At 65.1% G+C, this 11,321-nt stretch carries 12 protein-coding genes; all 12 read right to left on the bottom strand.

Annotation, left to right across the window (positions count from 1 at the left end):
• Positions 1-24: 24 nt before the first annotated feature.
• The 12 genes from FXV83_RS13285 to FXV83_RS13225 all read right to left on the bottom strand — a co-directional run bounded on the left by FXV83_RS13285 (position 25) and on the right by FXV83_RS13225 (position 11,242).
• Positions 25-672, bottom strand: a complete 648-nt coding sequence (locus tag FXV83_RS13285; protein ID WP_148739625.1) for a pyroglutamyl-peptidase I — start codon at positions 670-672, stop codon at positions 25-27.
• Entirely contained in the window at positions 669-1,658 is a 990-nt protein-coding gene (meaB, locus tag FXV83_RS13280; protein WP_148739624.1) for a methylmalonyl Co-A mutase-associated GTPase MeaB, read from the bottom strand. The genes FXV83_RS13285 and meaB overlap by 4 nt, the downstream gene beginning before the upstream one ends.
• A gap of 106 nt (positions 1,659-1,764) precedes the next feature.
• Positions 1,765-2,751, bottom strand: coding sequence for a tripartite tricarboxylate transporter substrate binding protein (locus tag FXV83_RS13275; protein WP_148739623.1), 987 nt, complete (start codon positions 2,749-2,751; stop codon positions 1,765-1,767).
• Between the two features lie 130 nt (positions 2,752-2,881).
• The gene (locus tag FXV83_RS13270) at positions 2,882-3,649 is read right to left on the bottom strand and encodes an RsiV family protein (protein ID WP_148739627.1); all 768 of its coding nucleotides are present in this window, start codon (positions 3,647-3,649) and stop codon (positions 2,882-2,884) included.
• Between the two features lie 81 nt (positions 3,650-3,730).
• Positions 3,731-5,887, bottom strand: a complete 2,157-nt coding sequence (scpA, locus tag FXV83_RS13265) for a methylmalonyl-CoA mutase (protein WP_148739626.1) — start codon at positions 5,885-5,887, stop codon at positions 3,731-3,733.
• Positions 5,888-5,921: 34 nt separating this feature from the next.
• Positions 5,922-6,386, bottom strand: coding sequence for a GFA family protein (locus FXV83_RS13260; RefSeq protein ID WP_148739622.1), 465 nt, complete (start codon positions 6,384-6,386; stop codon positions 5,922-5,924).
• Positions 6,383-8,254 carry a methylmalonyl-CoA mutase family protein gene (locus tag FXV83_RS13255; protein ID WP_148739621.1) on the bottom strand — a complete coding sequence of 624 codons (1,872 nt, stop codon included), beginning with the start codon at positions 8,252-8,254 and terminating at the stop codon, positions 6,383-6,385. Before FXV83_RS13255 ends, FXV83_RS13260 begins: the two co-directional genes overlap by 4 nt.
• Positions 8,255-8,334: 80 nt before the next feature.
• Positions 8,335-8,826, bottom strand: a complete 492-nt coding sequence (gene folK, locus FXV83_RS13250) for a 2-amino-4-hydroxy-6-hydroxymethyldihydropteridine diphosphokinase (protein ID WP_148739620.1) — start codon at positions 8,824-8,826, stop codon at positions 8,335-8,337.
• A 1-nt stretch (position 8,827) separates the two neighbouring features.
• On the bottom strand, positions 8,828-9,196 hold the full coding sequence (gene folB, locus FXV83_RS13245; RefSeq protein ID WP_148739619.1) for a dihydroneopterin aldolase: 369 nt from the start codon (positions 9,194-9,196) through the stop codon (positions 8,828-8,830).
• On the bottom strand, positions 9,193-10,053 hold the full coding sequence (folP, locus tag FXV83_RS13240; protein WP_148739618.1) for a dihydropteroate synthase: 861 nt from the start codon (positions 10,051-10,053) through the stop codon (positions 9,193-9,195). The genes folB and folP overlap by 4 nt, the downstream gene beginning before the upstream one ends.
• A 391-nt stretch (positions 10,054-10,444) precedes the next feature.
• The gene (locus FXV83_RS13230; protein WP_148739617.1) at positions 10,445-10,852 is read right to left on the bottom strand and encodes a DUF4332 domain-containing protein; all 408 of its coding nucleotides are present in this window, start codon (positions 10,850-10,852) and stop codon (positions 10,445-10,447) included.
• Positions 10,853-10,876: 24 nt separating this feature from the next.
• A complete protein-coding gene (locus FXV83_RS13225) occupies positions 10,877-11,242 on the bottom strand; it encodes a DUF2267 domain-containing protein (protein WP_148739616.1) in 366 nt (121 codons plus the stop codon).
• Positions 11,243-11,321: the final 79 nt, after the last annotated feature.

Here is an 11,321-nt window from a genome sequence, read left to right as displayed (position 1 = left end):
ATGACGCAGTAAGACTAACCCACCCTACGAAGTACGCCCCTTCCGCGCCAGCTGCACCATCTCCATCAGCATTGCCTCGCCGGCATCCACCAGTTCCTCCAGCGTGATCCGCGGCGCGCCTTTGCGCCGCGACGCGCCACCACGCGCGAGCAGGGGAATGTGGATGAACGCCGCGAGCTGTGGCCCGCCGGCCTTCACGTTCTCGATCGCGCGCCAGCTCAGATAGTTGCAGAGATAGGCGCCGGCATCGCGCGAGGGGCGCGCATCGATGCCGGTGAGGCGCGCTGCGCGCAGCAGCCTTGCCGTGTGCGGGCCGAACGTCATCGCATCCGCATGGCCGGCAATGCCGCGCTTGCTCGAGCGAGTGTTGGCGGCATCGGGCCAGAGCATGGTGACGGCATTGCGCGCGCGGGTTTCGATGCGAAGGTACGAGGTCCGCGCCGCGAGGCCGAACATCAACAATGCGTCCGGCTTGTGCGCAGCGAGCACCTCCGTCAACTGCCGGTCGACAGCGGCATAGGTGACCGGGAAGATGTGGCTCGCGATCTCGACATCGTCGAGTGCCGGTCGGCGCAGTCGTCCCAACCGCGCCACCAGCGGCTGCGTCGGATTATGCGGGGCGCCAGGAAACGGTCCGAAGCCGGTGAGGAGAATGCGGAGCTTGTCGCTCATTGCAGCAACTCCAGAATCTGCTCGGCGGCCAGCGCCGGCGTGAGATGGCCGTCGGCCACCTCGGCCTCGATCTTCTTGACCCTGCTGCGGACCGGCGCCTCGCTGCGCAGACGCGCCAGCATGCGCTGCTCCAGCATCGACCACATCCACTTCACCTGCTGCTCGCGCCGCCGCGCGGCGAAATCGCCGGATGCGTTCATCGCCTTGCGGTGGTCGAGGATTTTCTGCCAGAGCTTTGCGATGCCGGCGCCGGTCAGCGCCGAATAGGTTTCGACGGGTGGATGCCAGTGCTCGGAGCGGGGGGTGAGGATATGCAGCGCGCTGCGATAGTCGGCCGCCGTGATGTTGGCGCGCTTGAGATTGTCGCCGTCGGCCTTGTTGATCGCGATCATGTCGGCGAGCTCGACCAGGCCCTTCTTGATGCCCTGGAGCTCGTCGCCGCCGCCCGGCAGCATCAAGGCGAGGAAGAAATCCGTCATGTCGCAGACCGCGGTCTCGGACTGGCCGATCCCGACCGTCTCGACCAGCACGACGTCGAAGCCGGCCGCCTCGCACAGCAGCATCGCCTCGCGGGTCTTGGCCGCGACGCCGCCGAGCGTGCCCGAGGATGGTGAGGGGCGGATGAAGGCGTCGTCTGAGGCCGACAGCCGCGCCATCCGGGTCTTGTCGCCGAGGATCGAGCCGCCGCTGCGCACCGAGGACGGATCGACCGCCAGCACCGCGACCTTGTGGCCCTGGTCGATCAGGTAAGTGCCGAGCGCGTCGATGGTGGTCGATTTGCCGACGCCGGGCGATCCGGTGATGCCGACGCGGACCGCCTTGCCGGTATCCGGCAAGAGCATCTGCACGAGCTCCCGCGCCAGCGCCTGGTGGTCGCCGCGCCGGCTCTCCACCAGCGTGATGGCGCGCGCCAGCGCCGCCCGCTGGCCTGCGCGGAGGTCACGGGCGAGGGATTTGATGTTCAGCGGAGCCTTCTTCTCAACCATGCCATGCTTTACAACGGCCGGAGGGAGCAGGCGAGGGCCCCTCAGCTCAACGGGTGTTGCCGCGGGTCGGGCGTTCGGGAAGACGCGTCAAATCAGGCCTTCTGATTCAACCCTTGGCAAAACCGGCTGCCTTTATGGCTTGCCCCATCTGGGCATCGGCCCGGTCCATGAAATTTGCGAACTGACTGGCATCGCGCCACACCGTGCCGAAGCCGCGCCTGGTCATGAAGTCTTTGAACTCGGCGGAGTCGTACACCTTCTTCAAGGCCGCGGTCAGCTTTGTGGCGACCTCCGGGGCCATGCCCCTGGGGGCGCCGATGCCGCGCCATGAGCTAGTGGAATAGTCGACGCCAAGCGCCTCTTTCAGCGTCGGGACGCCGGCGAAGATCGGATTGCGCTCAGGCGCCATGATCGCGAGGCTCCGCGCCTGACCGGCCTCGATGGTGGTCCGCGCCTCCGGCACTGAGCAGGTGGTGAGATCGAGGCTGCCTGCGACGAGATCCTGCATGGCCGGTGCTGCGCCATTCGACGCCGACCACGAGACCTGGTTCGCCGGCAATCCCATCGCCTGCATCCAGCCGACGAGCGCGAGATGCCAGATGCCGCCTTGCCCCGTGCCCGATGCCTTGAACTTTCCCGGCGGCGCCATCTTGATGGCATCCATGAGCTCCTTCACCGTCTTGTAGGGCGAGGACGCAGCGACCTGGATGCCCGGCGGGTCTTCGTTCATCAGCGCAAGGGCTGTGAAGTTCCGCGGCGTCAGATGCGTCAAGGCCTGCCAATGCAGCATCGAGATTTCCACCGTCAGCATGCCGATCGTGTAGCCGTCCGGCGCCGCGGTTGCGATCTCGGTGTGGCCAACGACGCCGGACCCGCCGGTGCGGTTGACGACATTGAACGGCTGGCCGAGCTCCTTTTCCAGGAGCGTCGCGACGATGTGCGCGGTTGCATCCGTTCCGCCACCCGCACCCCAGGGCACGATCAAGCTCACCGGCCGCGCCGGATAGGCTTGCGCGCGCGCAGGCGTGAGAAGAGCAGACGCGGCCGTAGCCACAGAAGAGGCCGCGAAGGTGCGGCGCGTAATTCCTGACATCAATTTTCCCGGCGGCGCCCTCGGGAATCGGGCTCTTGCTAATGTGACATTCTATGCGGCTTTGCGCTGATGTCGCAAGCAGCAGCCCGACGGCGCTGTGCGCAAAGGGGCTCCTTCGAGCTTACGGCAATCACTGAGCCTCGTCCGCATCGCCCTTCGGCCGCGCACCGCCAAAGATGCGCGCGCCTTCCGGGGTGAGATATGGCTTCAGCTGTTCCCACGGCACGAAGGCGACATATTCGCCCTCGGCGTAAGGGCCGACCGCGTAGGGCGGGTAGTGGAAGGTGAGACCGGAACTCTTGCCTGCCTCGGTCGACGGCGCGAGCGTTAACGCGCCGATCTTGAGCAGGCTCGGTTTCAGCTCCTTGAAGCATTCGTCGGTTGCAGTCTCGCTGGTATCGCGCTTCTTCTTCTCGATCTTGAGCGAAGCAATCACGGCCTTCACCATCGCCTTCATCGTCGGACCGTTATCGGTCGTCTCGGTGAAGAACGGGCGGATCGATATGCGCTTGTTCTCGGTCTTGTCCCACAGGATCGTGTTCACGTCCGAGTTGGGATGAGCGCCGTGGGTGTCCATGTAGTCGTTGCGCAGGACGCTGACATAGCGATCGGCGACCACCGAGCGGATCGCATATTTGCGTTCAAAGTCCCAGCCACCGTCCTTGAAGAACTGCGGATCCTGCTTGCGCGAGGCGGCGGCTTCGGCCGCGTTCTTGTCGAGCCACTTTTTGCCTTCGGCGAGACAATCTGCCGCCAGCGGCGCATCGGTCTTGATCCTGTCGTCGAGGAAAACGCGCGCTTCGATGCTCTTGGTCTTGATGACGGCGTCGGGCTTGGGATCGGCGGCGAGGGAAGGCGATGCTGTTCCGATCGCGGTGACCGCAGAGAGAATCGCGATGGTACGAAGAAGCAGTCCCGCGCGTGCCGTTGCACGATGGTCTCTCACGTCAGCCCTCACGGATGTCGAGCGGCGGCGGAATTACTCCGCCGCCTCGCTATGCCCGAGCCTTGCATTCAGCTTGCGGATCAGCTCCTCGGCTGCGTCCGCAATCACGGTGCCGGGCGGGAAGATCGCCTCGGCGCCGGCCGCATAGAGCGCGTCGTAGTCCTGCGGCGGCACGACGCCGCCGACGATGATCATGATGTCGTCGCGGCCCTGCTTCTTCAGCGCTGCCTTCAATTCCGGTACTGCGGTGAGGTGGGCGGCGGCGAGTGAGGAGACGCCGAGGATGTGGACGTCGTTCTCGACCGCTTGGCGGGCGGCTTCATCTGCGGTGGCAAACAGCGGCCCGATGTCGACGTCGAAGCCGATATCGGCGAATGCGGAGGCGATCACCTTCTGGCCGCGGTCGTGGCCGTCCTGGCCGATCTTGGCGACCAGGATGCGCGGCCGGCGTCCTTCCGCCTCCTCGAAGGCATCGATCAGCGCCTGAACCTTCTCGACCCGGTTACCCATGCTGGACGCCTCTCGCTTGTAGACGCCGGTGATGGACTTGATCTCGGCACGGTGCCGGCCGAACACCTTTTCCATCGCGTCGGAGATTTCGCCGACAGTCGCCTTCGCCCGTGCCGCGTCGATGGCGAGCGCGAGCAGATTGCCGTTGCCTTCGCCGGCGGACCGCGTCAGTGCGGCGAGCGCGGCGTCGACGTCCTTCTGGTTGCGCTCGGATCTCAGCCGCGCCAGCTTGTCGATCTGGAGCCGGCGAACGTTGGTGTTATCGACCTTGAGGATTTCGATCGGAGCTTCGTCCGTCGGCTTGTACTTGTTGACGCCGATCACCGCCTGCTTGCCGGCATCGATGCGCGCCTGCGTCTTCGCCGAGGCCTCCTCGATGCGCAGCTTCGGCACGCCGGCCTCGATCGCCTTGGCCATGCCGCCGAGCTCCTCGACCTCCTGGATATGGCTCCACGCCTTCGCGGCGAGATCGCGCGTCAGCCGCTCGACATAGTACGACCCGCCCCAGGGATCGATGATCCGGGTGGTGCCGCTCTCCTGCTGCAGGAAGAGCTGTGTGTTGCGGGCGATGCGGGCGGAGAAGTCGGTCGGCAGGGCGAGCGCCTCGTCGAGTGCGTTGGTGTGCAGCGACTGGGTGTGACCTTGCGTCGCCGCCATCGCCTCCACCGTCGTGCGCATCACATTGTTGAAGACGTCTTGCGCGGTCAGCGACCAGCCCGAGGTCTGGCAATGCGTGCGAAGCGACAGCGAGCGCGGGTCCTTCGGATTGAAAGGCTTGAGCAGCTTGGCCCAGAGCAGCCGCGCCGCGCGCATCTTGGCGACTTCCATGAAGAAGTTCATGCCGATCGCCCAAAAGAACGACAGGCGTGGCGCGAAGCGGTCGACGTCGAGCCCGGCGGCGAGACCCGCACGCAGATATTCGACGCCGTCGGCCAGCGTATAGGCGAGCTCGAGGTCTTGCGTCGCGCCGGCCTCCTGCATGTGATAGCCGGAGATCGAGATCGAATTGTATTTCGGCATCTTTTGCGAGGTGTACGCAAAGATGTCCGAGATGATCCGCATCGACGGCGCGGGCGGATAGATGTAGGTGTTGCGCACCATGAATTCTTTCAGAATGTCGTTCTGAATGGTGCCCGAGAGTTTTTCCGGCGGCACGCCCTGCTCGCCAGCGGCCGCGACGAACAGTGCCAGGATCGGCAGCACCGCGCCGTTCATGGTCATGGACACGCTCATCTGGTCGAGCGGAATCCCTGCAAACAGCGTGCGCATGTCGTAGATGGAATCGATCGCAACGCCGGCCATGCCGACGTCGCCGCCGACGCGCGGGTGATCGCTGTCATAGCCGCGATGCGTGGCGAGATCGAACGCGACCGAGAGGCCCTTCTGTCCGGCCGCGAGGTTGCGGCGGTAGAAGGCGTTGGAATCCTCCGCCGTGGAGAAGCCGGCATATTGCCTGATGGTCCAGGGCTGGTTGACATACATGGTCGGGTAGGGGCCGCGCAGGTAAGGCGCGATGCCCGGATAGGTCTCGAGGAAATCGAGCCCCGCGAGATCAGCCTCGCCATAGGCGGGCTTCACCAGAATGTCCTCGGGCGTCAGCCATGGCTCGGCGTGGCCGGCGGGCGCGGCGCTGGTGGTGCGCTCGAAAGCGACATCGGCGAAGTTCGGAATGCGGCTCATGGTTTCAACCGTATCATAGCTGCGCGTGAGGCGCTCAATCATGGTCCGGATGCTGATGGCTGACGATGGTTGCCATCTTCTCCGGTCCGTAGTTCTGCTGCGTAGTCTGGCTCGGCAGGTTGGCGATACCTACGACCCAGCCGAGCCGGGATTCGGTTCCATATTGCCGTGTCGGTACCACGTGATCCGGGCGGTCGAAGGTGCCGGTCATGATCTCGATACGAGGGCCGTCGATGCGGCGGAAGCTGAGCGGCGTGCCGCAGGCAGCGCAGAAATCGCGCATTGCGATCGAGGAGGACTGGAACGCCGACGGCGTGCCCTTGGTCCATGCAAAGTCGGTTTTCTCGATGTCGGCATAGGAGGCGAACGGCGCGCCAGTCGCCTTCTGACACATCCGGCAATGACAGATGCTGATCTTGGCGGGTGCCGTGGAGACAGCAAAGCGCACCGCTCCGCATTGGCAGCCGCCGGTAAGAACTGGTTGGCCCGCTTCGGTCATGGTTGCTCCATCCGTCGATAGGCGTCCTGCAGCGTCGCAAGCGCATCGGCACCGGCAAAGACGAAGCCGGTGACGCCGGCGGCACGCAGCGCCGCCTCGGCCGCGGCCGGGCGGCCTGCCAGATAGATATGTCGTGCACCGGCGGTTTGCAGGGCCTGTGCGGCGGCTTCCGCCCGGCCGGCATAGATCTTGTCGCTGGAACAAAGGCAGGCGAGCGCGGCGCCGGAAGCCTTGAACGCAGCGGCTAGCTCGGCCGGATTGTCGAAGCCATCGGTATCGATGGCCTCGATGCCGCCGGTCTCGAAGAAGCTCTTGGCAAACGTCGCGCGGGCGGTGAAGTCGGCGGGTGTGCCGAGATTGGCGAGGAACAGCTTTGGCCGCGCGCCGCCGGCCTTCAACATCGCATCCGACTTGTCGCGGAGCGCCTCGAACGGTTCCGCAAGCCGCGTCGGGGAGAGCGCATCGAACTTGTATTTTTGCTCGCCGTAGGGTGCGAGCGCAATCGGCGTCGCCTTCAGCACCACCGTCTCCCGCTCATGCAAATTCGGAAATTCGCTGGCACCGGTCAGCACGTCGCGGCGCTTTGCGAGATTGGCCTCGCGCGCCTTGCGCGTGGCAGCAACCTTGCTCTGTAACACGCCTTGCTGGAGCGCGGCGAAGGCGCCGCCGGCCTTCTCGGTTTCCTGGAACAGAGCCCAAGCCGCTTCGCAGAGCTGCGCGGTGAGCGTTTCGATGCCGCCGGAGCCGGCGGCGGGATCGCTGACCTTGGCGAGGTTGCTCTCTTCGAGCAGCACAAGCTGCGTGTTGCGCGCCGCACGCCGCGCGAACGGATCGGGCAGCCCGAGCGCCAGCGTATGCGGCAGCACCGTAATCGCATTGGCGCCGGCAAGCCCCGCCGCAAACGTCGCCATGGTCGCGCGCAGCATGTTCACATAGGGATCACGCTGCGTCAGCATGCGCCAGGCGGTATCCGCGGCGATGAACAGTGGCTTGGGCGTCAAGCCGCAGGCGATCTCGATGCGTGCCCACAGCAGCCGCAGCGCGCGGAACTTCGCCATGGTCAGGAACTGATCGGCGTCCGCCGCAAGCCGCGCATAGACCATGCCCTGCGCCTGCTCCAGCGGAACACCGCCGCCTTCGATCGCGCGCAAATAGGCGGTGCCGCAGGCGAGCACGAAGGCGAGTTCCTGCACCTCCGATCCGCCGGCATCGTGGATCACGCGCCCGTCGGCGGACGCAAACGGCCCCTTGAAGCCGAGCGCAGCGAGGCCCTTGATAGCGCCGGTGGCGGCAGGAGCGATCTCCTCCCAAGTATACGGGCTGTTGCCCCACACCGCGCCCGCGGCGAGCGGATCCAGTCCGAAGCGGATGTCGCAGGCGGCAGGATCGAGACCGCGGCTCTTCACATATTCCGCGACATGGATCGCCGCCATTCGCGACTGCGGGCCGATCTGCAGATCAAGGCCGATACCGGCGTCGAGATGAATGTCCTTCAAGATTTTTGCGATCGCATCGGCCGTCGGTTCCAGACCGAAACCGTAGCTGCCATTGCTGCCGGCGAACACCAGCGCGAGACCCGTTGCGCCGTTCTCGAGATCGGTCAGCGCCTGCGCGTTTGCGGCGGCCGCGTCGGGATGGTCGATCCGCTGCATGATCTGCCATGGCGCCGCCGCGGGCCGTCCGACCACCGGTGCAACGCCTGTGGCGCGCGGATAGAGCGGATCGATCCTCACCCCGTCATAGGTCTTGCCGACCAGCTTTTCGAACGGCGCGCCCTTCAGCACGCCATCCACCAGCTTGCGCCAGTCCTCGACCGTCGCCTTGGGAAAATCGGCCGCCAGCGGCAGATCGTCAGTCACGGAGGTCATGCGGCGGAGCGCTCCCAAAATCTTGTTGTTCACAGGCGAAATTGCCACGGCCGGCCGTCCCTGCAAACGGTTGTTTTTGGTTAACCGGTATCCGGAAGCCGCTCAATGCCTTGCGTCGAGACGCTGGCAAGCCCGTCATGAACACGGATGCCGCCGATCACGCGGTCGGGCGCGATCTCGGCCAGCGGCACCAGCACGAAGGCACGCTCGAACAAACGCGGATGCGGCAAGGTCAGGTCCGGCTTGTGCAAACTGACATCGTCATAGGCGATCATATCGAGATCGAGCGTGCGCGGTCCCCAGCGCCGCTCCTTGGCCCGGGTGCGGCCGAATTTCTGCTCGACCTTCTGCATCACGAAAAGCAGCGCGTGTGGATCGAGGCTTGTCTCAATCTCGATGCAGGCATTGATGAAGGGATCCTGGTCTTCATCGCCCCAGGGTGGCGTCGCATAGTCGGAGGAACGCGCGATCAGCGCCGCCTGCGCCATTCCGCAGATTTGCGCGATCGCCTTCCCGAACGTCGCGCGGACATCGCCGACATTGCCGCCGAGCGCGATCAGGACGCTCGCCATGTCAGGGGTGCCGCGCGCGCGTCAGCATGATGCCGACGTCGTCGAAGATCGCTGCGATCGGCGCATGCGGCTTGTGCACGGTGACCTTCACGGCGCGGATGCGCGGGAAGTGCGACAGGATGGCGTCGGCGACCGCGCCGGCCGCGCGCTCCAAGAGCTTGTAGTTGGTGTTCTTGAACGCCGCCGTCGTGGTCGCCACGACTTCCGCGTAGGACACTGTATCGGCGAGCCGATCGGTGCGCGAAGGCTCCGACAGGTCGGTATAGAGTTCGAGATCGATGACAAAACGCTGGCCGACTTCGGTTTCGTGATCCATCACGCCGTGGCGAGCATGGATCGACAGGCCGGTCACGAAGATCGTATCGGTCATTGCTTGCTCTCGATTGCGTGCGCCACCCGCAGGGCCTGCAGGGTCTCGGCGACATCATGGGTCCGGATGATTTTTGCGCCGCGCTGCGCGGCGATCAGATGCGCCGCGATCGAGCCGGCGAGCCTGTCTTTCGGCTCCGATGGCGACACCGAAGCGATGAAGCGCTTGCGCGAGGCGCCGACCAGGATCGGCAGTCCGAACATGTCGAATTCGCGCAGCCGCGCCAGCGCGGTCATGCTCTGCTCGGCGGTCTTGCCGAAACCGATGCCAGGATCGAGCACGATCTTGTCGCGTGCGACGCCGGCCTTTGCGGCGATCTCGAGGGAGCGCTGAAAGAACGCCTTCATGTCTGCGATGATATCGATGGCGGCATCGACGCTGTCGCGGTTGTGCATGACGATGACGGGCACGCCTTTCGCGGCCACCAGCGGCGCCATGCCGGCGTCGCGTTGGAGGCCCCAGACGTCGTTGGCGATCGCAGCGCCCTGGTCGAGCGCGAAGGCAACGACCTCCGCCTTCATGCTGTCGATTGAAACCGGCACCCCGAGCGCCACCAATTCGGCCAGCACCGGCTTCAGTCGGGCAAGCTCGTCGGCCGCCGTGACCGGCTGCGCCCCCTTGTAGGGCCGGGTGGACTCGGCGCCGATATCGATGATGTCGACGCCGGCCTCGATCATCGCCCGCGCCCGCGCCAGAGCCTGCTCGGGCGCGATGAACTCGCCGCCGTCGGAGAAGGAATCCGGGGTCACATTGAGCACGCCCATCACCGCCGGAATCGGCCGTTCCAGCAGCGTCCGCAGCACGTCGGTCCCGGCCGAGCCGGCCGCCGGGACGGATGGGGAAGGCGAGGCATTCATGCCGCTGGCTTTGCGCGGTCGGGAAGGGGGAGTCAAGACGGGATGGCGTTGCCGGACGCTCCGATGCGCTCCGGAGCTTGTGAGGGAGCGATGCTCCTGCCCACACTCCGTCATTGCGAGCGCAGCGAAGCAATCCAGGCTGTCTCCGCGGAAAGATTCTGGATTGCTTCGCTGCGCTCGCAATGACGAGTGTGGAAGCAGTGGCACGCTAGCTCCCGAGCGTCGTCCCGGCGAAAGCCGGACCCATACCGCGGAATCTATCGTTTGCGGAAGGTCGGAGTACCGAACGACGGGTCTTCGCCGAACTGCTCCCTGTGGTTATAGGTCCCGGCCTTCGCCGGGACGACACTGAGGAGGTGTTACCAAGATTCTTACGCAGCGAACGGCGGACCTAATACGTGATCTTCGGCGGCAGCTTCTTGGCCTTGGCGATGATGTCGCCGACCGACTTCTCGGAAGGAAGGATGCGGACGAGCTTCTTCTTCTCGTTGGCTTCCCGCATGCTCGCGGCGAGCCTTGACGGGTTTCGATAGGAGAGCTCGCGCACGGTGGTGACGCCGGCGGCGCGGACCAGGCCGACCTTGGCCTTGCCCATGCCGGGGATGCGCATGTAGTCGGAGACGTTGGCCCATTCCAGCAGCAGCTGCTCGCTGATGCCGGTCTTGGCGGAGAGCGTCTTGCGACCCTTCACGGTGCCGGCCGCCTCGAGCAGCGCATCGGTGGTGCGAATACCCTGAGCCTTCAGTTGGCCGGCGGCAAAGGCGGACAGGCCGTCAATCTCGGAGATCGGATATGTCATGATACTCGGTATGAAATGCGCGCCTCAGGCGAACTGGCCGAGGCCCGGCGTCCCCGCGATGATCTTGCCCATCCGATCCGCTCCGATTTTGTCTCGGCCGAAACGAAAAAGTTCACGGGCGACGTTCTGAATCTCGGACATGCCGAGCCCCAGGCCCATCAGGCGCGTGCCGACGGCCATCAGGCCGCCGCCCATCAGCCGTGACAGTCCGCCGCCGCTCTTGGACGCTTCGATCGCCGCTTCTGCACCTGGAATCTGGTCGATCAGGGCCTGCACGCTATCGGACGGACCCTCGCTGCGGAGGAAGCCCAGAATAATGCCGACCGTCTTTTCAGCGACAGCACTATCCATGCTGGCGTTCGTCGCCAGCCGCCCGATCAACTCGTCCATAAGCCCCGCCCCTCAGCCGGTCTTCATCCGGAGTATTACTTTCGAAAAATGATCTTGAGCCGGAGCGATGTGAAATACA

This window comes from Bradyrhizobium hipponense (assembly GCF_008123965.1).
Classification (GTDB): domain Bacteria; phylum Pseudomonadota; class Alphaproteobacteria; order Rhizobiales; family Xanthobacteraceae; genus Bradyrhizobium; species Bradyrhizobium hipponense.
The sequence above is the reverse complement of the archived record's forward strand: the minus strand, read 5'-3'. Positions and strand labels throughout refer to the sequence as shown.

What these genes read in the sequence shown, in the direction of transcription:
- FXV83_RS13285 (WP_148739625.1), bottom strand. Translation starts at nt 672, where the DNA reads ATGAGCGACAAGCTCCGCATTCTCCTCACCGGCTTCGGACCGTTTCCT.
- meaB (WP_148739624.1), bottom strand. Translation starts at nt 1,658, where the DNA reads ATGGTTGAGAAGAAGGCTCCGCTGAACATCAAATCCCTCGCCCGTGAC.
- FXV83_RS13275 (WP_148739623.1), bottom strand. Translation starts at nt 2,751, where the DNA reads ATGTCAGGAATTACGCGCCGCACCTTCGCGGCCTCTTCTGTGGCTACG.
- scpA (WP_148739626.1), bottom strand. Translation starts at nt 5,887, where the DNA reads ATGAGCCGCATTCCGAACTTCGCCGATGTCGCTTTCGAGCGCACCACC.
- FXV83_RS13260 (WP_148739622.1), bottom strand. Translation starts at nt 6,386, where the DNA reads ATGACCGAAGCGGGCCAACCAGTTCTTACCGGCGGCTGCCAATGCGGA.
- FXV83_RS13255 (WP_148739621.1), bottom strand. Translation starts at nt 8,254, where the DNA reads ATGACCTCCGTGACTGACGATCTGCCGCTGGCGGCCGATTTTCCCAAG.
- folK (WP_148739620.1), bottom strand. Translation starts at nt 8,826, where the DNA reads ATGGCGAGCGTCCTGATCGCGCTCGGCGGCAATGTCGGCGATGTCCGC.
- folB (WP_148739619.1), bottom strand. Translation starts at nt 9,196, where the DNA reads ATGACCGATACGATCTTCGTGACCGGCCTGTCGATCCATGCTCGCCAC.
- folP (WP_148739618.1), bottom strand. Translation starts at nt 10,053, where the DNA reads ATGAATGCCTCGCCTTCCCCATCCGTCCCGGCGGCCGGCTCGGCCGGG.
- FXV83_RS13230 (WP_148739617.1), bottom strand. Translation starts at nt 10,852, where the DNA reads ATGACATATCCGATCTCCGAGATTGACGGCCTGTCCGCCTTTGCCGCC.
- FXV83_RS13225 (WP_148739616.1), bottom strand. Translation starts at nt 11,242, where the DNA reads ATGGACGAGTTGATCGGGCGGCTGGCGACGAACGCCAGCATGGATAGT.